The sequence below is a fragment of the Acidimicrobiales bacterium genome (assembly GCA_040219515.1).
Taxonomy (GTDB): domain Bacteria; phylum Actinomycetota; class Acidimicrobiia; order Acidimicrobiales; family Aldehydirespiratoraceae; genus JAJRXC01.
Window position 1 is genome coordinate 115,235 of record JAVJSI010000005.1, and the last position, 21,910, is coordinate 137,144.

25 protein-coding genes are annotated in these 21,910 nt (G+C 67.4%); 13 read left to right on the plus strand and 12 right to left on the minus strand.

Features of this window, described 5'->3' with window-relative positions:
• Positions 1 to 69: 69 nt before the first annotated feature.
• Together RIB98_03035 and RIB98_03040 are read right to left on the minus strand one after the other, a co-directional pair.
• Entirely contained in the window at positions 70 to 1,287 is a 1,218-nt protein-coding gene (locus RIB98_03035) for a M20 family metallopeptidase (protein MEQ8839929.1), read from the minus strand.
• A gap of 64 nt (positions 1,288 to 1,351) precedes the next feature.
• Entirely contained in the window at positions 1,352 to 2,299 is a 948-nt protein-coding gene (locus RIB98_03040) for a sensor domain-containing diguanylate cyclase (GenBank protein ID MEQ8839930.1), read from the minus strand.
• Between the two features lie 74 nt (positions 2,300 to 2,373).
• On the opposite strand from RIB98_03040, the gene RIB98_03045 reads away from it, so the two are divergent.
• Positions 2,374 to 3,027 carry a histidine phosphatase family protein gene (locus RIB98_03045; protein MEQ8839931.1) on the plus strand — a complete coding sequence of 218 codons (654 nt, stop codon included), beginning with the start codon at positions 2,374 to 2,376 and terminating at the stop codon, positions 3,025 to 3,027.
• A gap of 12 nt (positions 3,028 to 3,039) precedes the next feature.
• Here the strand turns inward: RIB98_03045 and RIB98_03050 are convergent, their stop codons facing one another.
• Positions 3,040 to 3,972, minus strand: coding sequence for a Gmad2 immunoglobulin-like domain-containing protein (locus RIB98_03050; protein ID MEQ8839932.1), 933 nt, complete (start codon positions 3,970 to 3,972; stop codon positions 3,040 to 3,042).
• A gap of 225 nt (positions 3,973 to 4,197) precedes the next feature.
• Here RIB98_03050 and RIB98_03055 point away from each other — a divergent pair, with 225 nt between their 5' ends.
• Positions 4,198 to 5,376, plus strand: coding sequence for an amidohydrolase family protein (locus tag RIB98_03055; GenBank protein MEQ8839933.1), 1,179 nt, complete (start codon positions 4,198 to 4,200; stop codon positions 5,374 to 5,376).
• Between the two features lie 28 nt (positions 5,377 to 5,404).
• Here the strand turns inward: RIB98_03055 and RIB98_03060 are convergent, their stop codons facing one another.
• From RIB98_03060 to RIB98_03085, 6 genes are all read right to left on the minus strand, one after another.
• Positions 5,405 to 6,295 carry a dihydrodipicolinate synthase family protein gene (locus tag RIB98_03060; protein MEQ8839934.1) on the minus strand — a complete coding sequence of 297 codons (891 nt, stop codon included), beginning with the start codon at positions 6,293 to 6,295 and terminating at the stop codon, positions 5,405 to 5,407.
• A gap of 53 nt (positions 6,296 to 6,348) precedes the next feature.
• Positions 6,349 to 7,245 carry a phosphonate ABC transporter, permease protein PhnE gene (phnE, locus tag RIB98_03065; protein MEQ8839935.1) on the minus strand — a complete coding sequence of 299 codons (897 nt, stop codon included), beginning with the start codon at positions 7,243 to 7,245 and terminating at the stop codon, positions 6,349 to 6,351.
• Positions 7,245 to 8,051: a phosphonate ABC transporter, permease protein PhnE gene (phnE, locus tag RIB98_03070; GenBank protein ID MEQ8839936.1), complete on the minus strand. Its 807-nt coding sequence runs from the start codon at positions 8,049 to 8,051 to the stop codon at positions 7,245 to 7,247. Before phnE (RIB98_03070) ends, phnE (RIB98_03065) begins: the two co-directional genes overlap by 1 nt.
• Positions 8,048 to 8,821 carry a phosphonate ABC transporter ATP-binding protein gene (gene phnC / locus RIB98_03075; protein MEQ8839937.1) on the minus strand — a complete coding sequence of 258 codons (774 nt, stop codon included), beginning with the start codon at positions 8,819 to 8,821 and terminating at the stop codon, positions 8,048 to 8,050. The genes phnE (RIB98_03070) and phnC overlap by 4 nt, the downstream gene beginning before the upstream one ends.
• A gap of 123 nt (positions 8,822 to 8,944) precedes the next feature.
• Positions 8,945 to 10,033 (minus strand): phosphate/phosphite/phosphonate ABC transporter substrate-binding protein, encoded by a 1,089-nt coding sequence (locus RIB98_03080; GenBank protein ID MEQ8839938.1) that lies wholly within the window; start codon positions 10,031 to 10,033, stop codon positions 8,945 to 8,947.
• 70 nt (positions 10,034 to 10,103) lie between these two features.
• Entirely contained in the window at positions 10,104 to 10,682 is a 579-nt protein-coding gene (locus tag RIB98_03085; GenBank protein ID MEQ8839939.1) for a hypothetical protein, read from the minus strand.
• Positions 10,683 to 10,728: 46 nt separating this feature from the next.
• Here RIB98_03085 and RIB98_03090 point away from each other — a divergent pair, with 46 nt between their 5' ends.
• Genes RIB98_03090 through RIB98_03115 form a run of 6 tightly spaced genes read left to right on the plus strand, consistent with a single transcriptional unit; the run spans position 10,729 to position 15,094 of the window.
• Positions 10,729 to 11,388, plus strand: coding sequence for a hypothetical protein (locus tag RIB98_03090; protein ID MEQ8839940.1), 660 nt, complete (start codon positions 10,729 to 10,731; stop codon positions 11,386 to 11,388).
• A gap of 38 nt (positions 11,389 to 11,426) precedes the next feature.
• Complete coding sequence (locus RIB98_03095; GenBank protein ID MEQ8839941.1) at positions 11,427 to 11,834, plus strand: hypothetical protein; 408 nt, start codon at positions 11,427 to 11,429, stop codon at positions 11,832 to 11,834.
• Positions 11,831 to 12,451: a DNA-3-methyladenine glycosylase I gene (locus tag RIB98_03100; protein ID MEQ8839942.1), complete on the plus strand. Its 621-nt coding sequence runs from the start codon at positions 11,831 to 11,833 to the stop codon at positions 12,449 to 12,451. Before RIB98_03095 ends, RIB98_03100 begins: the two co-directional genes overlap by 4 nt.
• A 52-nt stretch (positions 12,452 to 12,503) precedes the next feature.
• On the plus strand, positions 12,504 to 13,481 hold the full coding sequence (locus tag RIB98_03105) for a hypothetical protein (protein MEQ8839943.1): 978 nt from the start codon (positions 12,504 to 12,506) through the stop codon (positions 13,479 to 13,481).
• A 7-nt stretch (positions 13,482 to 13,488) separates the two neighbouring features.
• On the plus strand, positions 13,489 to 14,190 hold the full coding sequence (locus tag RIB98_03110) for a hypothetical protein (protein MEQ8839944.1): 702 nt from the start codon (positions 13,489 to 13,491) through the stop codon (positions 14,188 to 14,190).
• Between the two features lie 19 nt (positions 14,191 to 14,209).
• On the plus strand, positions 14,210 to 15,094 hold the full coding sequence (locus RIB98_03115) for a DMT family transporter (protein ID MEQ8839945.1): 885 nt from the start codon (positions 14,210 to 14,212) through the stop codon (positions 15,092 to 15,094).
• A 1-nt stretch (position 15,095) separates the two neighbouring features.
• Here RIB98_03115 and RIB98_03120 read toward each other — a convergent pair whose 3' ends face one another.
• The 3 genes from RIB98_03120 to RIB98_03130 are packed head-to-tail and all read right to left on the minus strand — an operon-like array spanning position 15,096 to position 18,540.
• Positions 15,096 to 16,202, minus strand: a complete 1,107-nt coding sequence (locus RIB98_03120) for a hypothetical protein (GenBank protein ID MEQ8839946.1) — start codon at positions 16,200 to 16,202, stop codon at positions 15,096 to 15,098.
• On the minus strand, positions 16,199 to 16,993 hold the full coding sequence (locus RIB98_03125) for an SDR family oxidoreductase (GenBank protein MEQ8839947.1): 795 nt from the start codon (positions 16,991 to 16,993) through the stop codon (positions 16,199 to 16,201). Before RIB98_03125 ends, RIB98_03120 begins: the two co-directional genes overlap by 4 nt.
• Positions 16,990 to 18,540 carry a long-chain-fatty-acid--CoA ligase gene (locus tag RIB98_03130; protein MEQ8839948.1) on the minus strand — a complete coding sequence of 517 codons (1,551 nt, stop codon included), beginning with the start codon at positions 18,538 to 18,540 and terminating at the stop codon, positions 16,990 to 16,992. Before RIB98_03130 ends, RIB98_03125 begins: the two co-directional genes overlap by 4 nt.
• Positions 18,541 to 18,627: 87 nt before the next feature.
• Between RIB98_03130 and RIB98_03135 the strand changes: the two genes are divergently transcribed.
• The 5 genes from RIB98_03135 (at position 18,628) to RIB98_03155 (ending at position 21,900) form a co-directional block, all read left to right on the plus strand.
• The gene (locus tag RIB98_03135; GenBank protein ID MEQ8839949.1) at positions 18,628 to 19,281 is read left to right on the plus strand and encodes an HAD family phosphatase; all 654 of its coding nucleotides are present in this window, start codon (positions 18,628 to 18,630) and stop codon (positions 19,279 to 19,281) included.
• Between the two features lie 12 nt (positions 19,282 to 19,293).
• Positions 19,294 to 20,061 (plus strand): enoyl-CoA hydratase, encoded by a 768-nt coding sequence (locus RIB98_03140; protein ID MEQ8839950.1) that lies wholly within the window; start codon positions 19,294 to 19,296, stop codon positions 20,059 to 20,061.
• A gap of 73 nt (positions 20,062 to 20,134) precedes the next feature.
• Positions 20,135 to 20,587, plus strand: coding sequence for a glycine/sarcosine/betaine reductase selenoprotein B family protein (locus RIB98_03145; GenBank protein MEQ8839951.1), 453 nt, complete (start codon positions 20,135 to 20,137; stop codon positions 20,585 to 20,587).
• Positions 20,588 to 20,611: 24 nt separating this feature from the next.
• On the plus strand, positions 20,612 to 21,289 hold the full coding sequence (locus RIB98_03150) for a hypothetical protein (protein MEQ8839952.1): 678 nt from the start codon (positions 20,612 to 20,614) through the stop codon (positions 21,287 to 21,289).
• Positions 21,286 to 21,900, plus strand: coding sequence for a TetR/AcrR family transcriptional regulator (locus RIB98_03155; protein MEQ8839953.1), 615 nt, complete (start codon positions 21,286 to 21,288; stop codon positions 21,898 to 21,900). Before RIB98_03150 ends, RIB98_03155 begins: the two co-directional genes overlap by 4 nt.
• The last annotated feature ends 10 nt before the right edge of the window (positions 21,901 to 21,910 follow it).

Here is a 21,910-nt window from a genome sequence, read left to right on the forward strand (position 1 = left end):
TGCCGGTGTCAAGACCCCCGTTGCGGTTCGACGGCGGCCGATGAGCCAACTGCAACGGGGGTCTGACCCCTATTGCAACGGGCGGGCGAGGGCGGCGAGGGCGGTGGCGGCGTGGATGGCGATGCCGTTCGCCATGGCCGGTTCGTGCAGCAGCATCTTGTTGCTGTGGCAGGCCGGCGCTTCGAGGGCATTGTCGATGTGATCGGGGCAGACGCCGAGAAGGCTCATTGCCCCGGGGACCTTCTCGAGCAGATAGCTGAAGTCCTCGGCCCCCATGACCGGAAACGGCAGCTCGAGGAAGCGCCGCTCGCCGAGCACCGACCCGGTGACGTCCTTGACGAGATCGACCGCCCTGGCATCGTTCACGGTGACCGGGTAGCCCAGGGTGATGTTCACCTCGGCGGTGGCGTTGAACGTGGCCGCCACACTGTGGGCGACGCGATCGAGGGCGAGATGGACCTGATCACGGGTATGGGGCGCCATGCTCCGGATCGTGCCGGCGAGGTGGGCCTTCTCCGGAATCACGTTGGTCGTGGTGCCCGCCTCGATCTGGGTGACCGTCACTATGGCCGGTTCGAAGGCATGGATCTCACGGGTGACCATGGTCTGGATGGCGGTGACGATGTGGGCCGCGATGGTGACCGGATCGGTGGTGAAGTGCGGGGTCGACGCGTGGCCGCCGGCGCCGTTGACCGTGATGCGGAACTCGTCGGCCGCGGCCATGATGGCCCCGGCGCGACCGGCGATGAAGCCGCTGGGGCAGTTCGGCGTGATGTGCAGCGCGTAGGCCTCGTCCACTCCGTCGAGCACGCCTTCCTCGATCATCATCGCCGCGCCGCCCATGCCCTCCTCGCCGGGCTGGAACATGAACCGCACTGTCCCCGCGAATTCCTCGCGTCGAGCGACCAGCAGTCGGGCAGCGCCGACGAGCATCGCCGTGTGGGCGTCGTGCCCGCACGCGTGGGCGCGTCCGTCGATCTGGCTCTTGAACTCGAGCTCGGTGTCCTCGGTCATCGGAAGGGCATCGGTGTCGGCTCGCAGGAGCACGGTTGGTCCGTCGGTCGCTCCGTGCAGGTCAGCCCACAGCGATGTGATCGCCCCGTCGCCCCGGTGGACGTCGAGCGGCAGGTCGGCGAGGGCGTCGCCGACTCGCCCGATGGTGATCGGATTCGCGATACCGAGCTCCGGCTCGCGATGGATCGCCCGCCGGAGGTCGATCACGGCGCCCAAGCCGGACGCGGCGTCCTCTCGAATCGCCGCACCCGCCAACTCATCGATCATCGCCATCCTCCGAGCCTAGGTCAGCGGGAAGTACTGCACCGGCGAAGTACGGCACCGGCGGAGTGAGGGATCAGGCCGGCTTGCGCAGGTACATGGCCCGATCGGCTCGCTCGACGCAATGTTCGAAAGACTCGCCCTTGCGCCGCTCGACCCAGCCGATGCTCAATGACACGGGTGGCGCGGACCGATGCAGTCGATTGTGTTCGGCAATCGCATCGGCAACTCGATCCAATGGCGCGTCGATGTCGGCCGCGGAGGCGCCCTTGAGCAGGGCCGCGAACTCGTCGCCCCCGACACGGGCCACGATGTCGGCCTCCCGGAGCTGGTCGCGAAGGAGGCTCGCGGCGTTGCGAAGCGCCTCATCGCCGGCTGCGTGGCCGTCGGTGTCGTTGAGCGACTTGAGATTGTCGACATCGGCGTACAGGAACACCACCGGTTCGTCGAGTCGGTCGGCGAGGTCGAGGAGGTAGCGACCGGCGGTGTCGAAGCCACGACGATTGTGGATGCCGGTCAACGTGTCCGTGACGGCAACGACGGCCTGGGCGATCTCCCGGTTGATGATCGCAGCGAGATCGCCGAGCGCTTCGAAGTCGGCGGCGTCGGCAGTACGGGGCTCGTCGTCGATCACACACAGCGTGCCGAGTCGGTGTCCGTCGGGCGTGTGCACGGGCGCACCCGCATAGAAGCGAATCGACGGATCGGCGGTGACGAGAGGGTTGTCGCGGAACCGGGGATCGTCGAGAGCGTTCTCGACGTAGAAGACGTCGTCGTCGCCGGCGATCGCGTGGGCGCAGAATGCCTGGTCTCTCGGGGTCTCCGTACGGGTGGTGCCCTGATGGGACTTGAACCACTGCCGTTCGGAGTCGACCAGGCTGACCAGAGCGACCTTGGTGTGGAAGAGCCGCTGGGCGAGCCGGGTGACCTCGTCGAAAGCCGGGTCGGGTCCGGAGTCGAGGAGACCGAGCGCGTACAGGGCTCCGACGCGGCGGCGCTCGCTCGGGAGAGTCGGGGCAGACATACCGCAACCATCGGCTGAAATCGGCCGGCAATGAGGGTGCGGCCGGTCCGTCCGCCGCTGATACCGTCCCGCTCATGGAGCTGATCATCGTTCGCCACGGCCGTCCCGAGACGGCGATCGACGTCGACGGCATCGCCGACCCGGGCCTCGACGACATGGGCAGATGGCAGGCCGAGCGGGTGTCGGACTGGCTTCGACACGAGTCCATCGACGCCGTGGTGACGAGTCCCAAGGCGCGGGCGATCGAGACCGTGCAGCCCTTGATGGCGAGTCTCGGCCATGAGCACGAGCTGATCGACGACCTCGACGAGGTCGACCGCTTCTCGTCGAGCTATTTCCCGACCGAGGTCATCCACACCGAGGGCGGCGCCTACTGGGACAAGATCATGGCCCAGGACTGGGAAGCCCTGGGCTGGGACGATCCGGCCACCTTCAAAGCCCGCGTCGAGTCGGCCTGGGCCGATCTCCTGGCCAACCCTCGCGGCGAACGGGTGGTGGTGGCATGCCACGGCGGCGTGATCCGCGTCATTCTCGGTGCGGTCGCGGGTCCGGGGGTGGGTTACTTTCCGCTCAGCGTCGACTACGCGTCGATCTCCCGGATCGAGGTCGATGCGACCGGCAAGCAGCGCTTCGTCAGCCTGAACGAGACCGGACACTTCGACGCCGACCGGATCGGCGTGCGCGGTGTGATGAACGACGGTCAGCGCGTTGCCGACGCGTTCCACTGAGCACCGGTGGGTCTACTCCGGCCCCTCGGACCAACGGAGCGGCACCTCCACCAGGTTGGTCTGGCGTCCGTCGACGGGGGAGTCCTCCCACAAGATCAACGACGCGAGCCCCCCACGACCGATCTCGGCATCGGCGACACTGGCGATCGTGAAGCTGAACGTGCCCCAGGTGCCGTTGCCGGCCGAGGCAGTCGTGAAGCCCTCGTCGAGGATCTCGCCCTCCGGGTCGGTGATCGCCCAGCGAACGGTTGCCTCGAAGGTGTTGGCCTCGCCCGAGACGACCAGTTCGTCGCCGAGCGTGGCGCCGGGCACGGGGGCCTCGACGAGGATCGGCGGCCGGGCCTCGGAAATGTCGTCTCGGCCCAGGCCTCGTCCATCGGGTCCGTCCACGTCGATGCCGTGGGAGCCGATCACGTCACGATCGTTTCCGTCGATCGAGAATCGGACGGTGTCGATTTCGTCGAACGCGGTGAGCGTGAACACCACCTGGGCGACCCGGAGCGTGTCGGAGAATGCCCCGGAGGGCTCCTCGAAGGCGGCGCCGAGATCGGCGGTGGCGACCCCGTCGGCGACAGTGACGCCGTTGAGTTCGGTTGACACGGGTATCGCCGACGAGAAACCGATCTCGACCTCGAACTCGCTCGGGCCGGCGAGCAGCGCGGCGAGCGCCTCGTCGGGGCGGCCGGCCTCATCCGCTGGTCGCCCCGTCGCGACCAGCGCGTCGACGACGCCGCCGGCCGACGGTTCGGTCACGGCGGCCACGAAGTAGAGCGAGCTCGGCATGGCGACCACGACGTCCGGAGTGTCCGGAGTGTCCGGAGTGTCCGGGCCGGGCACCGGGGTCGTCGTCGTGGTGACGGGGTCATCGTCGGTGGCTTCGGACGTCGCCACGTCGTCGCCACACGCAGCGAGGAGAAGAATGAGGACCGCGCCGAGCGCGAGCATGCGAGGCGTTCGAGAGTGGGGTCGAGACATGGCAGGCTCCGGTCGGTGGGGTGTGGCCCCCGCCGGCGAGGCAGGGGTTCGCGGTCATTCTCTCCTCGATCGTGCCGACGTGTCGGTCTTCCGTCGACGGTCTTTGGTCCCGTCGTCCTGATCCCGAGCGAGCGCGCCGCCGGGGCTCGGTTCGCCCGTTTCGTGTTGGGCAGGCGACGGTCGTAGAGTCGAGTCATGGCTGCTCTCGACTACAAGGCGTTCGACGCCGACAACCACTACTACGAGGCGGAGGACGCGTTCATCCGCCATGTCGACCCGAAGATGCACAAGCGGTGCATGCAATGGGCCGAGGTCAACGGTCGCAAGCGACTGCTCGTGGGCGGCAAGATCAACCGCTTCATCCCCAACCCGACGTTCGATCCCGTGGCCCGGCCCGGCTGTCTCGACGACTACTTCCGCGGCAAGGTCGCCAGGGACAACATCGTCGAGGCATTCGGCGAGCTCGTGCCGATTCCCGACGAGTACCGCGACCGTGACAAGCGCCTCGAGGTGATGGACCGCCAGAACCTCGAGTCGTGCTTCATGTTCCCGACCCTGGGTGTCGGCATGGAGTCGTCGCTCGAACACGATGTCGAGGCGATGCTCACCGCATTCGACGGGTTCAACAAGTGGCTCGACGAGGACTGGGGCCTCAACTACAAGGACCGCATCTTCACCGCCGGCTACATCACCCTCGCCGATGTCGACTGGGCACTCGACCAACTCGACTGGATGATCGAGCGCGACGTTCGCGTCGTCAACATGCGGCCGTCGTCGGTGCCCGACGGCAACGGCGGCCGCCGCTCCCTCGGCCATCCGGCCCACGATCCGTTCTGGAAGAAGATGAACCAGTACGGCATCACCCTCGCCATGCATTCCGGCGACGCCGGCTACGAGTTCCTCAGCGACTACTGGGGCATGACCGACGAGTTCGAGGCGTTCCGTCAGAACGCGTTCAAGTCGCTTCTGACCTACTCGCCGATCAGCGACGCGCTGGCCTCGCTGATCGCCGAGAACGTGCTCAGCGAGCACACCAACATCCGGGTCGCCACGATCGAGACCGGCTCGGAGTGGGTGCAGCCGCTGGTCAAGAAGTTCGAGAAGACCTACAAGCAGCAGAAGCACATGTTCGCCGAGGACCCGATGGACGTCTTCCGCCGTCAGGTCTGGGTGTCGCCGTACTACGAGGACGACCTCGTCGACCTCCGCGACAAGATCGGTGCCGACCACATGCTGTTCGGATCCGACTGGCCCCACGCCGAGGGTCTCCCGGAACCGACCGACTTCATCGACGACCTCCACGAGTTCAACTCCGAGGAGACCGAGAAGATCATGCGCACCAACGGCCTGGCCCTGACCCAGCGAGCCGTCTGAATCCGTCGAGGGTGGCGCGGCCAGCGCGTCACCCCTCGGTGTTCTCGATCCCCAGCTCTCGGAGAACCTCGGCGATCTCGGCGTGTTCGGCGTCGCCGAGCGCCTGGAACGGCGGGCGCATGTTCATGCTGTCGCAGCCGAGCAGGCTCATGGCCGCTTTGGTCGAACGAGGCGTCATGTGCCTGCCGGCAAGAACGATGTTGAGTCGTAGGACCCGCGTCAGCGCCGCGGCCATCGCGTCGAGGTCGCCGGCCGCGAAGGCGGCGGGGATCGCCGCGCAGGTGCGCGGAATGATGTTCTGCTCGAAACTGACACCGCCCACCGCGCCCAGGGACAGCGCAAGCGGTAGCTGGGCGGTCAGCCCCACGTAGACGGCGATGGCCGACGCATCGACTCGTTGCATGAGGTCGACGAGCGGCCCGGGGTTGGCGTCGGTCCAGTTCACCGCGACCACCTGCGAATGGCGGGTGACGAGGTCCGCCATCAACGCGGCGTCGATTGCGTAGGCCACCATCATCACCTCGTTGCTCAACACGACCGGTCCGGTGACCTCCGCGAGGACATCGTCGTAGAAACGGGAGATCTCGCCGGCCGTCGGGGTGACCGTGACCGGTCCGCCGAGCGGCGGGTGGATCTGCACGGCTGACACGCCGAGGTCGTGGGCCTCGTTGGCGAGTTCGATGACGGTGCCGGTGGCGCTGAGGCCGAGCCCGGCCGCGACGACGGGGACGGTGCCGCCGGCGGTCGTCACTGCGAGCCGGTACATCCGTCGTAGCTCGTCCCTGGTGAGCATGCGGCCCTCGCCGGTGCCGTAGCTGCCGACGATGATGCCGACGCCGGCATCCCTGAGGATCTCCGATTGACGGGTGAATGCCGCTTCATCGAGGTCTCCGGCGCCGTCGAATGGCGAAACGATCATGGCGAAGCTTCGGGTGTCGCGGTACATGTGGGGCCTTTCGGGCGGACGGTTGGTCAGTGCTGCGGCCGAGACGGACGCCCGGCGGGTCGACCTACGAGATCACCGAACAGCACGCTGAGTCGAGACGGGTCGTCGCCTCGTCCACCGGAGATGATGCGGCGTCGGATCGACGAGGAGACGGTGTCGATGGACACGACGACGGCGATCGTCATGATGAGAACGGCGCCGACCTCGGGGAAGTTGCGGAAGTTGAGCTGGGCGACGAGCTCGGAGCCCACCCCGCCGGCGCCGATCACGCCGAGTACGGCGGATGCGCGCACATTGATCTCGAAGCGGAAGAGCCAATAGCTGGTGATCTGCGGCATCACCTGGGGAAGGACCCCCCAGCGGACCTTGGAGATCCATGTGCCGCCGGCCGCCTCGACGGCCTCGACGGGGCCGTGGTTGGCCGACTCGATCTCCTCGCTGGAGAGCTTGCCGAGGGTGCCGATCGAATGGAGTCCGATCGCAAGGGCGCCGGCCCATGGTCCGAGCCCGGCCACGGCGATCAGCACCATCGCCACGATCAATTCCGGGATGGCGCGGATGGCGTTGAAGAGTTGACGGATCGGGTGGCGGACGACGGCGGGCGAGATGTTGTTCGACGCGAGGAACGCCAGTGGTAGCGAGAGCGTCGCCGCGATGACCGTGCCAACCCACGCGATGTACACCGATTCGAGCACCTTGCCGATCACGCCCCGATCGATCTCCGTGGCGAAGTCGGGAGGCCACATGAGCCGCACGATCTCCCAGGCGTCGCCCGGCGCGGTGCGGAGTCGTTCCGCCGAGGCCCCGAGCCCGGAGAATCCCCAGACGAAGGCGAGGACGATGGCGACGAACAGGCCGAGGCGGGCGAGGCGGGGCCCGGACGGTCGGGCCGGACGCGTCGGACGCTCGAGGGTGGCCGTCATCAGACGAGCCTCCGGCGCAGGGCCACGCTGATCTGTTCGATGACGAACACGACGACGAAGACGAGGACGAGGATGCCGAGCAGCCGGTCGAAGTTGAAGGAGCTGCGCTGCACCTCGACCACCCGGCCGACGCCGCCGGCGCCGACGAGCCCGAGCACGATCGAGGCTCGGATGTTGAGTTCGAACACGTAGAGCGAATACGCCACGTAGGAGGGGAGGACGGTCGGGAGCACACCGGTGCGCACGGCCGGCACATGACGGGCACCGGCCGCCCGCGCCGCCTCGAGCGGGCCGGGGTCGGCCCCGTCGACGGTCTCGGAGAACAGCTTGACGATCACCGCGAACGAGAAGATCGAGAGCGCCCAGGCGCCGGCGAAGGCGCCGATGCCCACCGCGGTGACGAGGATCTTTGCCCAGAACAGGTCGGGCACCGCCCGCACGACGTTCATCACGATGCGGCTGACCCAGTAGGTCGGCGCGTTGGGGGTCGTGAGCCGGCTCATGGCGAATGCGGCCGGGAGTGCGAGGCCACAGCCGATCACGGTGGCGACAATGGCAATCTGGAACGTCTCGATCAATGGGTCGATCACGTTGGCTCGGTCGAGGACCCACTCCCATGGAATCGGCCAGAACTTCTCCCACAGCGGGTTCGTCCACACGTCGATGAAGGTCGACCAGCGAAAGCCGACCTGGCGGGCCGCGAACACGGTCCAGCCGATGATCGCAGCCGCGCCCAGGTAGACGAAGGGGTGGCGCCGCGGTGTGGCCGGCCGTTGGCTCGTCGAGGGTGCTGTCGGAACGCTCACGCGTCGTTGTCGGCGAGGATGTCGCCGGCGGTGATGGAACGGCCGTAGATCTCGCGGAAGGTGTCGTCGTCGACGTCGGCGATGTTGCCGTCGAAGACGAGCTCGCCGGCACGAAGGCCGATGAGTCGCCGACCGTACTCCTGGGCGAGATCGAGGTAGTGGAGGTTGATCAGCGTGGTGATGCCGAGCTCGGTGTTGATCCGGGCGAGATCGCCCATCACCTGGCGACTGGTGACCGGGTCGAGGGCCGCAACCGGTTCGTCGGCGAGCATGAGCGTTGGCTGCTGGGCGAGCGCCCGGGCGATGCCGACGCGTTGTTGCTGGCCGCCGGAGAGGTTCGAGGCTCGGACATAGGCCTTCTCGACGATGCCGACCCGTTCGAGGGCCTCGAGAGCGATCTCGCGCTCGGCGGCCGGCCACAGGCCGAGGGTGGAACGCCAGGCCGGCACGTTGCTGAGCCGCCCCATGAGCACATTGTTGAGGACGGTGGTGCGCTCGGCGAGGTTGAAGGTCTGGAAGATCATGCCGATGCGTGATCGGACGTCGCGCAGCGCGGCTCCGGTGGCGCCGACGACCTCGATGCCGTCGATCTTGGCCGATCCGGCCGTGGCGGGGACCAGCCCGTTGAGCACCCTCAGCAGGGTGGACTTTCCCGCGCCGGAGAGTCCGACGACCACGACGAACTCACCGTTCTCGATGGTGAGGTCGATGTTGCGCAGGGCCTTGACTCCACCCCGGTAGGTGACGGAGACGTCGTGGAGTTCGATCATGTCGGAGCCTGCCTGGGCGGTGGGTTGACGGTGTCTGGGGGCGGAAGCGACACCGGCTGCGACCGCCGAAGCGGACCGCAGCCGGTGACCTTCACGTACTGACGGACGATGCCGCCGAAGGGGTCACTCGGGCGGTTCGGTGATGCCGAGCGCCGTTGCGGCCTCACGGACGATGTCGAAGTCGGCGTCGTTTGCCGGCGCGATGTCGGTCCAGCTGTAGATCTCGTCGAACACCGCTTCGCCCTCGTCGGTGGCGAGGTAGTCCTCGATCGCCGTGTAGATGGCGTCCTTCAGCGACTCCGGAAGGTCGGTGCGAACGGCGACCACGTCGTTGGGGATCTCGTCGGTGATCGAGAAGACGATGACCTTCTCACCCACGTCGGGGCTCACGTCCTCGATGGTGCTGCGGGCGTCATCGAAGGACAGGCCGAAGTCGGCGCTGCCGTCGTAGACCGCGGTGACGGCGGCGTCGTGGCCGCCGGTGAAGACCGGGGTGATGCCCGTGGCGGGGTCGATGCCGAGGTTGGTCAGCTCGAGGGCCGGGAACAGGTAGCCCGAAGTCGAGGTCTCCGTGGTGAAGGCCACGGTGCCGCCTTCGACGACCGAGAGGTCGGCGATGCAGCTCCAGCCGGGGCCGATCTCGTCGCCATTCTCGTTGACCTTGCCGGCCTGCGGGCCGTCGTCACCGAACTCGACGCCGACCTGCAGTGCCACGGCTTCGAGGGCCGGAACCTGGACGATCTCGCCGTCGACGTTCTCGAGTGCGGTGCCCTCGTTGAGGGTGCCTTCCTCACAGATCGAAGAGTCGTTGGTGAACCACTGGCCGTGGTACGTGGCCGACCCGAAGCGCACGGACTGGATCAGGGGCTCGATGTTGCCGAACTGGTCCTTGCCCAGCGTGTAGCCGAACGGGCCGAAGGCGCCGAGGTCGGTCTGGTCGGTGCCCATCGAGGTGACGAGACCGGTGTAGTCGGTGGTGACCACGCCTTCGACCTCGATACCGAGTGCGTCCTCCAGCACCGTGATGAACGGATCGATGTTGTCCTGCAGCGTCGCCTGATCCTGGCTGGGAACGAAGCCGAAGGTGATCTTCTCGGGCCAGTCCGCCGTGTCGCCGTCGGCCGTGTCGCCCGCGTCGTCGTCGCCGCACGCAGCGGCGAAGAGTGCGAAACCGAGTAGCAGCGCAAGGATGCGCATCAGGTTCTTGTGCATGTCGTCCCTCCAGGGATTTGTGTTCGAAACAAGGTAGTCAGTCCCACCGCCTCGTGCGCCGCCGGCCACGCTACGGGAGTGTGAACTCTGCGACCGCGGCGGTGAAGTCGTCCCAGTCGTGGACGTCGACCGCTGCGGCGTGGGCCCGATTCCACGGCCGGACATAGCGGCAGACGAGGGCGTCCGGATGCGACGCAGCGAGCGCCTCGAGGTTGTGGTCGGCGTCGTCGAGGTACACGTCGCAGGCGACCTGGGTCTTGTCGTCGAGGATGTGGATCTCGGTCGACGGCACCCGATGGCGGGCCAGCCAGTCATAGGTGTCGTGCACCGAGAAGTAGGGCTTCGTCGTCAGGATCACCAGATGATGGCCCGCACGCCGGAGAGCATCGAGTGCGTCGATCGCACCGTCATATGGCTCGAGTCCGTGGAAGATGCTGCGGCCCTCCGCACAGGTCTCGGCCCATCGCCAGAACTCCGACATGCTCGCGAAGTGGCTGAGAACGGTGGGCGCATCCCACTCGACGACATCGGCGGCGGTGAGGTCCCGAGCGAGGAGTTCGGGGAAATCCCGGTTGTAGCGGGTGGTCCAACCATGGTTGAAGTCCGCCACCACGCCGTCGAGATCGATACCCAGTCGCAATCTGCCCATCGGGCCACTGTGCCATCTCCAGCCCGTGATGTGGCACGCTCGGGGGATGGCGAAGCCCTTTGTCTTCGGTGTCGACCTCGACGGCGTGGTCGCCGATTACACCGCCGGGTTCCGCGAGGTCGTTGCTGCCGACCGGGGCGTCGACCCCTCCTCGCTCCCCGAGGATCGCTCGTGGGACTTTCGCGAATGGGGTCTGAGTGGCGACGACTTCAACCGCCTGCATCAGCACGCAGTGACCGAGGTCCGCATGCTCGCCACACTGCCGGCCTTCGAGGGCGCCGCCGACGCGCTGTGGCGGCTCTCCGATGCCGGCATCTGGATCCGTATCGTCACGCATCGCCTCTACGTGAACTGGGGTCACGCGGCGGCGGTCGCCGACACCGTGTCCTGGCTCGACACGAATCGCGTGCCGTATCGCGACATCTGCTTCCTGGGCGCGAAACCCGAGATCGAAGCCGACTGCTACATCGACGACGCGCCCCACAATGTCGAGCAGCTACGCGCCGCAGGCAACGACGTGATCGTGTTCGACCAGTTCTACAACCGGGAGTTCGACGGGCTCCGTGCTCGCGACTGGCGCGAGGTCGAGGCGATCGTGATCGAGCTCGCCGCGGCCAAGGCCGGTGCGGTCGAGGTGCAGTTGCCCGGCATCGAGTCCGGTGCCGATCGCCTCGGGCGTCGCCTGGGTCCGGTCGACGACGACTGACATGGGCCGGTTACCGGTGGATGCGCGACGATGACCTCGTGAACGACTTCGACCTCGACACGATTCGGATCTCGCTCCACATCCTGGCGGCGTGCGTGTGGGTGGGTGGGCAGGTGGTCATGGCCGCGCTCCTGCCATTGCTGCGCTCCCTGGGTCCGGACGTGCCGCGACAGGTGGCCAACCGGTTCGGTCGGGTGGCCTGGCCGTTCTTCGCCCTGGCCGTCGTGACCGGCGTCTGGAACCTCCTGGAGATCGACGTGGGCGACCGGTCCACGGCGTACCACGTCACGCTGGCGATCAAGCTCTTCGTGGTGGCGGCGACCGGTTCGGCCGCTGCGGTGCATTCGCTCACCTCCTCACCGGCGATGCGCGGCATCACCGGGGCCGTCGGCCTCGTCGGCTCGCTCGCCGCCGTTGTCTTCGGCGTGATGCTGGTGTGGGGGTGAGCGATCGGCTGCAGATCGGCGATGACGGCATCGCCCGTTGTTGGTGGCCCGGCTCGGCCGACGACTATGTCGCCTACCACGATCACGAATGGGGCCGCCCCGTGATCGATGACACCCGCCTGTTCGAGAAGATCTGTCTCGAGGGCTTCCAGTCCGGTCTGTCGTGGATCACGATCCTGCGGAAGCGGGAGAATTTCCGCGCTGCGTTCGCGGGCTTCGATCCGAGGTCGGTGGCGGCTTTCGGTGAGGCCGATGTCGCGCGACTGCTCGACGACGCGGGAATCGTGCGTCACCAGGGAAAGATCCGATCGGCCGTCAACAACGCCGCCCGGGCGCTCGAGTTGACGGACGAGTGTGGCTCGCTGGCCGCGTACTTCTGGAGCTGGGAGCCGACGGGGATCGAAGGCGATCGAGTCCCCGGGGCGCCGGTGCCGGCGACCACGCCGACGTCGACGGCCATCGCCAAGGATCTCAAGAAGCGGGGTTGGTCGTTCGTGGGGCCCACGACCGTCTACGCCTTCATGCAGGCGATGGGGCTGGTCAACGACCATGTCGAGGGGTGTCATGCCCGCACCGAGTGTGCCGCAGCCCGTCGGGAGCTGGTCCGCCCGGGCTGATCGGGTCGCCACATGATGGCGACGGCTGGGGTGGTTGGTACTCTCGGCGACTGTGCTGGAATCAGATCTCGTCTTCAACCTGGTGTGGACCGGCGGGGTCTACCGGCATCTCCGCTATTTCGTCTTCAGCCTTCTCGATCAGACGACGTGCCGTTACCGGTTCATCGCCAACAACTGCACACCCGGATCGGTGGAGGAGATGCGGCGCTTCGCCGATGCCAGCGATCGGATCGTGGAGACCGTCGTCCTCGACGTCGAGCGCATGGTGCCCCACGGCACTGCGCTCGATCCGATCTTCGACACTCGCGACGACGGTGACCTGTTCTGCTTCATCGACGTGGACATCAAGGCGACTCATCCGTTCCTCGGCGACTTCCTGCGCGCGATGTCGACCACGGACGTCGTGACCTCGGGGGTCGAGGTCTGGACCGATGTCAACACCCTCGGCGCCGACGAGCACGGCGTCGGCGGCCGTCACTTCTACGCCCACGACGGTTTCGTGTTCGGCAGCCCGCACATGGCGATGTACCGCAAGGACGTCGTACGGGCGACCTTCGAGAAGTGGGGAATCCGTTTCCATGTCGGCGGCCAATCCGAGATGTCGCCTGCGGCCTGGGAGCTGCTGGCGGACACGGGTCGCGCCTTCATGGCCTACGACACCGCGAAGGTGCTCAACATCCTGCTGCAGGCCGACGGCCACTCGCTCGTGCACCAGGAGCACGATGCGCTCCTGCACATCGGCGGACTGTCGCACTACCTGGCGCCCCCACAGGTCGACTTCGCGCTCGATGCCACCGACGGCACGTTCGAGGGGGAACCGCTGTGGACGAGGTACGGCGGCGTCGAGTTACGCGCCGCAGTCGCCCGGTTCACGGCGCGGACGCTGGAGGAGCTCGCAGCCGGCCGCCCCGCGCCCGAGGTGCCCGACGGACTCGACCCGTCGACGAGAGCAAAGGTCGAACGGGTCCGTACCGAGATGGCGACGATGGTCGCCGACGCCGGACCGTGGTTGGCCTTGACCGGTGAGTGAAGGTCCGGTGAGCAGAGGACCAGTGGGCGGGCGTCCGTACTTCTTCGTCCATGTGATGAAGACGGCCGGGATGACCTTCAACCATCACATCAAGAACAACTTTCCAAGAGACACGATCTATCCGGGGGCCGACGACCTGACCGGTGTCGACTACTGGGTGGTCGATCGCCTGCGGGCGGCGGTGGCCGAGCGAGCCGACGAGATCCGACTCTGGCACGGTCACTTCCCCTACTTCGTCACCGACCTCCTGCCGAATGCGATCACCCTGTCGGTGTTGCGCGAGCCGGTGGCCCGGATCGTCTCGTTGCTCGACCAGCACCGGCGTCAGAACGCACCGGAGCTCGATCTCGAGGAGATCTACGACGATCCGCTGGTGTTCCGGCGGACGGTGCTCGATCACCAGACGAAGATCTTCTCGATGACCGAGGACGACGAGATCAACGCCTGGACCCAGCACATCGACGTCGACGACCGCCGGTTCGAGATGGCGAAGGCGCGGCTCGGCGAGGTCGACCTGCTCGGCTTCCAGGAGGATTTCGACTCGTTCCTGGCCACTCTGCGCGACCGCTGGGGCTGGACCATCCAGCCGGTCGAGAGGGTGAACACCGCCGACGAACGGCCGGTCGTGTCCGACGCGTTCCGGCGCCGGATCATCGAGGACAACGCCTACGACATGGCGTTCTACGAATTCGCGCGGTCGAATTTCTGACCACCGCTAGCGTGCGGTGGTGACCACCATCGAACCCCGCGTCGCCGAGGTGCCGTTCGCCCCGAGCGACTGGGGATTCATGCTCGGCGCGGCGTCGATCTGGGGCGGATCGTTCCTCTTCATGGCGATCGGCCTCGATGCCTTCGAGCCCGGCGTGGTCACGTTCCTGCGGGTCGGCTTCGGCGCGCTCGCCCTGCTCATGTTCCCGGGTTCCCGTCGGCCGATTCCGCGCGACGATCTCCCCCGGGTTGCGCTGCTCGGCGTCACGTGGATGGCGTTCCCACTGACGATGTTCCCGATCGCCCAGCAGTGGATCGACTCGTCGGTGGCCGGGATGCTGAATGCGGCCATGCCGCTGCTCACGGTCCTGATCTCGTGGTCGCTGTTCCACACCCCCACGGGACCTCGTCGGCTGGCCGGCGTCGGTGTCGGTCTGGTCGGCATCCTGCTGATCGGCGTGCCGGAAGCCACGACGGCGGGAACCAACGCGATCGGGGTCGGCCTCGTCGTGCTGGCCGTCACCTCCTACGGCATCGCGGTCAACATCGCCGGACCGCTCCAGAAACGCCACGGCTCCTTGCCGGTGATAGTGCGGGCGCTGGGCGTGGCGACCGTTCTCACCCTTCCCTACGGGCTCGTCGGCGTGCCCGATTCGACCTTTGCGTGGGACTCGCTCGTCGCCTGCGTGCTCGTCGGCGCCGGCGGCACCGGTGTGGCCTTCGTGTTCGCGGCGAACCTGACCGGCAGCGTCGGTCCCGTCCGGTCGTCGCTGATCACCTATGTCGTGCCCGTCGTGTCGATCGCGCTGGGGGTGATCTTCCGCGACGAGACGGTGACGATCGCGGCGGTCATCGGCACCGCGGTCGTGCTGTCGGGCGCGTTCTTGTCGAGCCGGGCGGAGTGATTCAGATCCTGGTGTCGGCGCGCTCGTAGCTCGTGCCGGGGCCCGAATAGGAGAGGCCGTATCCCGGCGGCGAGGTCCACTCGAGGTCGGGCGGCGCCGCCGTGGCTTCCTTCCACCAACTGATCAGTCGGTCCTCGTTCTCGTAGTCGAACGGGTCTTCCATGATGCGCTCGACGATGTCGCCGGGAGGATGGGGGTTCTCGGCGAGCCAGCGGGCGGTGCGGGCCACCGCCTCGCGAGCCGGGACGACATCTCGGTACCCCAACACATGGCGAAGAGAGCTCGTGTCGAAGGCCCGATGGTGTGTGCTCGGTTGCATCATCAGCGGGCGGGCCGGCACCGCGATCTCGGGGGGCATGGACACGATCTCCCACTCGTGGTCGAGTGCCGTCGCGCAGATCTCGACGACCTGGCGGACGGTGAGGATCTCGTCGTCGGCCGCATGGAAGATGCGCCCGGCTGCGGCCGCCGGCTGGTCGACGGCGAGGTGGATCGCGTGGGCGAGGTTCTCCGTGTAGCCGAAGCTGTGGGCCGAATGACCGCCGTCGGCGAGGATGATGTGCGGGCGGCGGTCGAGGATGCGCTTCACGATCAGCCACTCACGGGGCGCGAGTTGACGAGGCCCGTAGACGTAGGGGTAGCGGAAGTGGGTGGCCGTGGGGTGGTGCTCGAACACGTACTGCTCGGTGCGGGCGATGCGGTAGGACTTGCCGTCCTCGGCTTCGGTCGAGGTCGGCGCCGTCTCGGGCGTGGGCAGGGGCAACCCGGGCGGGACGTGGGCCCACGGGTCGAAGTAGCCGCGCAGCGCCGGCCCACCGCCGACGGAGACGAAATGGCCGACGCGGCCCTCGAGCACCTCGGCGATCGTGCGGAGCCGGCCGTAGGTGACGACGGCGACGTCCCAGTCCTGGCCACCGATCGCGCCGACGAGGGCGTCGTGGTCGCGGACATCGCAATGGATGTGGGGGAGGTGCATGACCTCGTCGATCTCGTGCTCGCCGGTGTGGCAGATCGTGACGTCGTGGCCGCGTGCCTCGAGTCCGGCGACGATCGGTGGGCCCGTCGGGCCCGTGCCGCCGATGACGAGGGTCCTGGTCGCCGGACTCACGTGGGCATCACGTTGCCGCCGTCGACGCAGATCACCTGACCGTTGACCATGGCGCTCTCGTCGCTGGCGAGGAACACCACCGGTCCACACATGTCCTCGGCCTGGCTGTTGCGCTTCGTGGCCGACATCTCGGCGAAGACCTGGTCGAAGCCGCCGGGCACCTGCTTGTCGGTGGCCGGTGTCATCACGAGTCCGGGGGCGATGGTGTTGGCGGTGACGCCGTATTTGCCGAGTTCTCCTGCGAGCTGGCGGGTGAGCCCCAGCACCGCGAACTTGGTCTGTTGGTAAGAATACGAGCCCAGGGACCATGCCTCGGGATCGCCTGGCGCTCCCATCGCGCCAAGGGGGAGATACCCGGCGATCGAGCCGATGTTGATGATGCGGCCGCGTCCCTTCCGCACCATGGTGGGAGCGAAGGCGCGACACATCAGCCATTGGCCGATCACGTTCACGTCGTAGACGTGGCGGAGGTAGTCGACGCTGTTGTCGCCCAGGTCGAGTTCGCCGTAGAGGGCGGCATTGTTGACCAGCGTGTCGACGGTGCCGAAGGCATCGAGGACGGCGTCGCGGCAGTCATCGACCGATGTTTCGTCGGCGATGTCGCAGTGCACGAAGATCGCGTCGTCGCCGAGCGCGTCGGCGACCTCGGTGCCCTGCTCCCGCCCGATGTCGACCACCGCGACCTTGGCGCCTTCGTCGACGAAACGTCGGCAGTAGGCCTCGCCGATTCCACCCCCGCCGCCGGTGATCACTGCGACATGGCCTTCGAGCCGGCGAGATGTGTCGTTCACTGGGTGGAGACTCCTTCGTACTGTTCGCGCAGGACGCGCTTGAGCACTTTGCCAGTCGGATTGCGAGGAATCACATCGGCGAACTCGACCAGCTTCGGCAGCTTGAAGCGGGCGAGCTTGCCGTCGCAGTACTCGAGCACCTGCTGAGCGGTGAGCGACTCGTCGGACCGCACCACGATCGCGAGCGGCGACTCGCCCCACTTCTCGCTGGGGACGCCGATCACCGCAGCCTCGGTGACGCCGTCCATCGACATCAGCACGTTCTCGATCTCGGCCGGATACACGTTCTCGCCACCCGAGATGATCATGTCCTTGACCCGGTCCTGGATGTAGACGAAGCCGTCGCCGTCCATCACCGCGATGTCGCCGGTGCGCAGCCACCCCTCCGGCGTGATCGACTCGGCGGTGGCCTCGGGCCGATTCCAGTAGCCCACCATCATGTGCGGACCCCGGAGCCAGACCTCGCCGGCCTCGTCGGCGTCGCAGACCTCGCCCTTCTCGTCGACCACCTTCACCTCGGTGTGGAAGAACGCCTTGCCGGTGGAGCCGGCCCGAACAAGCGCGTCGTCGGGGGAGATGAGGCAGCCGGGTCCGCAGGTCTCGGTGAGCCCGTAGACCTGATGGATCTCGATGTCCATCGCCGCGTAGGTCTCGATGAGCGAGACCGGCACCGGCGCGGCCCCCGACATCACCCAACGGAGCTTCGAGATGTCGTGCGCTTCCTTGTCGTAGGTGAGCAGCATGAAGTTGAGCATCGCGGGCACGGCGAGGGTGACGGTGATCTTCTCGTCGCGGAACACCTCCCAGATCTTCACCGGATCGAACTCGGCCATGATCACCGCGCTGCCGCCCTTGTGGAAGGTGGCGAGCATCGGGTTGAGGGCGCCGACATGGAAGAGCGGCAGACAGATCAGGTAGCGGTCGCCGTAGCGCACGTCGGCGGTGGCGTTGCCGGTGATGACCGACCAGATCGCCGTCTTGTGGGAGTGCATGACGCCCTTGGGCAGACCCGTGGTGCCCGAGGTGTACATGATGAACAACAGGTCGTCGTCGCAGGCCACCACATCGGGCTCGTCGGTCGACGCCCCGGCGAGCATGTCCGCGTAGCCATCGGCGAAGGCGGGCCGATCGGCGGCATCGCCCACGTGGATCCACTTGGTGACCTGGGTGCCGTCGGTACCGCGGGATTCGAGTTCGGTCACCAGCTCGTTGAACGCGGTGCCGAACACGAGGGTCGTGGCGCCGGCGTCGGTGAGGATGAACGACAATTCGTCGGCGACGAGTCGCCAGTTGAGGGCGACGATCACGCCGCCCACCTTGGCGACACCGAAGAACGTCTCGACGAACTCGGGGCCGTTCATGAGCAGCGTGGCCACGCGGTCGCCCTGTTCGAGACCGGCATCGGTCATTCCGTTGGCGACGCGATTGCAGCGTTCGTTCAGTTCGACATAGTTCAGCCGCGTGCCGCTGGCGACGTCGACGACGGCATCGACCCCCGGCGACAGTTGCGCGCGCTTCGTGATGAACAGGCCGATGTTGTTCTTCATGGGTGGTCTCCAGGCATGGATGGGGATCGGGTCGAACCGGATTCGCGGAGGCGAAGGAACGATGATCGTACGTCCTAGAGTTCGGATGTGCCGACCGACACAGTCGTTGATCACCCCGCACCGCTCGAAACGGTGGTCTTCGACCTGGGGAATGTCCTGGTCGAGTGGGACCGGCGGCTGCTGTACCGGCAGTTGATCAGCGATCCGGCCGAGCTCGACGAGTTTCTCGACACGGTCCTGACACTCGAGGTGAACGCCGACCTCGACCGCGGCGTACCGCTCGGCGAGGTCACGGGAGCGCTGGCCGATCGCCACCCCGATCGCCGGGAACTCATCGAGGCGTTTCGCGACCGATGGGCGGAGACACTCGGCCCGGTCCTGGCCGGATCCGTGGCCATCCTCGAGGAGCTCCGGGCCCGACCGTTGGCCCTTCTCGCCCTCAGTAACTGGGGTCATGACACGTTCGCGATGGCCGAGGAACGACTGCCGTTCCTGCGCCACTTCGACGGCGTGGTCATCAGTGGTCGGGAGGGAGTGGTGAAGCCCGATCCGAAGATCTTCGAGCTGCTGTGTGCCCGACACGGGGTCGTCCCCGAGACGGCCGTGTTCATCGACGACAGCCCTGCGAACATCGCGGCGGCGGCCCGACTCGGCTTCCACACTGTCCTGTTCACGTCGCCGGACCAGTGCCGGCGTGACCTGATCGCGCTCGGCCTCGACCTCTCGCCCGTGACCCCGTAGCCTCCGACGACCATGGACGACGTGTTGCACATCGAGGTCGCCGACGAGGTTGCGCTGGTCGTGATGAATCGACCCCGAGTGCGCAACGCACTGAACTCGCTGCTGCTCGGCGGCCTACGGGCGTCGCTTCGCTCGCTCGACGAGCGAGAGGATGTCCGGGCGATCGTGCTCACCGGGGCCGATCCCGCCTTCTGCGCGGGCCTCGACCTCGAGGAGTTGGCCGGGGGCGGCCGGATCACCTCGGGCTCCGACGACGGGCATCCCTTCCCACCCGACATGACCACGCCGATCATCGGCGCGGTCAACGGGCCGGCGGTGACGGGCGGTCTCGAGATCGCGCTGGCCTGCGACTTCCTCGTGGCGTCGGACCGTGCGTCCTTCGCCGACACCCACGCCCGGGTGGGGATCCTTCCGGGCTGGGGGCTCTCGGTGGAGTTGCCGCGGGCCATCGGGGTCCGCCGGGCCCGACAGATGAGCTTCACCGGCAACTACGTCCCGGCCGAGCAGGCGCGCGAATGGGGATTGGTCAACGAGGTCGTGCCCCACGCCGAGCTCCTCGATCGGGCCACCGCGCTCGGCCGCGACATGGCAACGGTCCCGGCGCCGGCGTCGGCCGCCATGAAGCGCCTCTACTGGGCCACCCACTCGGTCGCCGTCGGTGACGGATTGTTGGTGGAGGCCGAGGTGAGCAAGCGCTGGTCCGCGTCGGGTGGGTTCGACCCCGAGCGCCTGGCCGAAACCCGTGCTGACATCCAGGCGCGGGGTTCCGCCCAGCAGTGACGAGCGGTCAAACTTGTGTCAGACGGACTGTCATATGTAAGGTCTGGGCGTTGAGCTGCTGAGAGGGAGACCGATGTCCGCCGACGCTCCGATGCGTGCCCATGCGTCCACCCTGCCGGCGCCCGAATTCACATCACCGGCCTTCGTCACGCCAGTGCCGCTGGCCGAGGCGACCGTGGCGATCGTGACCTCGGCTGCGCTGCACCGTGCCGATGACGATCCGTTCGCCCAGGGTGACACCAGCTATCGCCGGATCCCCCGCGAGGCCCGTGATCTGGTGCTCGGCCACTGGAGTCCGAACTTCGACCGGGCCGGCTTCACCGCTGACCTCAACGTGGTGTATCCCATCGACCGGCTGGAGGAGCTCGCGGCCGAAGGGGTCATCGGCGCAGTGGCCGCGACCCACTACTCGTTCGCCGGCAATCAGCCCGACGACGTCGCCACGATCATCCACGACTCCGGACCGGCGGCGGCCGCCGAACTGAAAGCGGCCGGGGTCGATGTCGTCCTGCTCACACCCGTTTGACCGCTCTGCACGCGCACCGTGTGTGTGCTCGCCCATCTCATCGAAGCGGCCGGTATCGCCACGGTGACCCTGGCCTCGATGCGCCCGGTCGCCGAGAAGATCGCGCCGCCGCGCGCGTTCCACGGCGAGTTCCCGTTGGGCCGGCCGCTGGGCGTGCCCGGCGACGCCGAGTTCCAACACGACGTGCTGGCCCGGGCTTTCGCCCTCCTGGACGCACCCTCGGGCCCGGTCATCGAGAGCCATCCGACGGTGATCGAGGACAGCACCGACGCCATCGCGTGTCAGCTCCCGCCCGCCTTCGACGCCGATGCATCGCCGGCGGTGGCCGAGGCCCGTGGTATTCGCAAGGCCTACGACCGCGTCGTCGAGCGGCGGGGCGCAACCTCGGTCGGACGTTCGATCGATGCCGACACGGTCCCCGCGGCCCTGGCCGCGCTCGAACGCATCATCGCCGGGACCGCCCTCAAGGAGGCCGAGCTGCCGGGGAAGAACACGGTCGGGGTCTGCCACGACATCCGCACCTACTACGAGGAGACGGCGGTCGAGCTGGTCAACGGTCCCATCGGCAGTGGCCGGGCGGTCGAGAACTGGTTCTTCGAGTCGACGGAGGCCGGCAAGGTCGTCCTGGCCGCGCGCGCGGCGCTGTCAGAGCAGGGGGCCCCGTTCCACTATTGGTTCTACATGGCTCCCGGACATCGATGAGCGCCCAGCCGCTGCCGAGCATCGACGGCCGCCGGGCGCGGCGCGACCAGAACCGCGACCGTGTGGTCGACGCGCTGCTCGAGATCTATCGCGAGGGCGACCTCCAGCCCGGTGTCGAACAGGTGGCGGAACGTTCCGGCGTGTCGCATCGCAGCGTGTTCCGCTACTTCGAGGATCTCGACGAGCTCTATCGCGTCGCTGTCGAACGCCAGTTCAGCTCGATCTTCGATCGTCTCGTGATCAGCGCGATCGGCGAGGGACCGCTCATCGAACGGGTCGACGCGATCATCGAGAACCGGCAGGAGATCTATGAGGTCTCCGAACAGGTCTCCCGTGTCGGTCACATGCTCGCGCCGGTGGAGCCGATCATCGCCGAACACCATCGTGAGATGGCGAGGCGGGCGGTCAGCCAGGTCGGACAGCAGTTCGCGCCCGAGCTCACTCCGCTCGACGCCGAGTCCCGGGCATCGGTGAAAGAGGCGCTCGCCGTCGCCCTCTCGATCGACTCGATCGACTATCTGCGCCATGTGCGGATGTTGAGCCGCTACGAGTCGTCGGCCGCCATTCGGGCGACACTGCTCGGGTTGCTCGACCGCACCGCACCCGCCTGACCCGCCCATG

Bases quoted from the DNA above. Each gene is read 5' to 3' on its own strand.
- RIB98_03140 (MEQ8839950.1), top strand. From the start codon at position 19,294: ATGGACGACGTGTTGCACATCGAGGTCGCCGACGAGGTTGCGCTGGTC.
- RIB98_03035 (MEQ8839929.1), bottom strand. From the start codon at position 1,287: ATGGCGATGATCGATGAGTTGGCGGGTGCGGCGATTCGAGAGGACGCC.
- RIB98_03055 (MEQ8839933.1), top strand. From the start codon at position 4,198: ATGGCTGCTCTCGACTACAAGGCGTTCGACGCCGACAACCACTACTAC.
- RIB98_03060 (MEQ8839934.1), bottom strand. From the start codon at position 6,295: ATGATCGTTTCGCCATTCGACGGCGCCGGAGACCTCGATGAAGCGGCA.
- RIB98_03080 (MEQ8839938.1), bottom strand. From the start codon at position 10,033: ATGCACAAGAACCTGATGCGCATCCTTGCGCTGCTACTCGGTTTCGCA.
- RIB98_03155 (MEQ8839953.1), top strand. From the start codon at position 21,286: ATGAGCGCCCAGCCGCTGCCGAGCATCGACGGCCGCCGGGCGCGGCGC.
- RIB98_03040 (MEQ8839930.1), bottom strand. From the start codon at position 2,299: ATGTCTGCCCCGACTCTCCCGAGCGAGCGCCGCCGCGTCGGAGCCCTG.
- RIB98_03145 (MEQ8839951.1), top strand. From the start codon at position 20,135: ATGTCCGCCGACGCTCCGATGCGTGCCCATGCGTCCACCCTGCCGGCG.
- RIB98_03130 (MEQ8839948.1), bottom strand. From the start codon at position 18,540: ATGAAGAACAACATCGGCCTGTTCATCACGAAGCGCGCGCAACTGTCG.
- RIB98_03085 (MEQ8839939.1), bottom strand. From the start codon at position 10,682: ATGGGCAGATTGCGACTGGGTATCGATCTCGACGGCGTGGTGGCGGAC.
- RIB98_03050 (MEQ8839932.1), bottom strand. From the start codon at position 3,972: ATGCTCGCGCTCGGCGCGGTCCTCATTCTTCTCCTCGCTGCGTGTGGC.
- phnC (MEQ8839937.1), bottom strand. From the start codon at position 8,821: ATGATCGAACTCCACGACGTCTCCGTCACCTACCGGGGTGGAGTCAAG.
- phnE (MEQ8839935.1), bottom strand. From the start codon at position 7,245: ATGACGGCCACCCTCGAGCGTCCGACGCGTCCGGCCCGACCGTCCGGG.
- RIB98_03045 (MEQ8839931.1), top strand. From the start codon at position 2,374: ATGGAGCTGATCATCGTTCGCCACGGCCGTCCCGAGACGGCGATCGAC.
- RIB98_03090 (MEQ8839940.1), top strand. From the start codon at position 10,729: ATGGCGAAGCCCTTTGTCTTCGGTGTCGACCTCGACGGCGTGGTCGCC.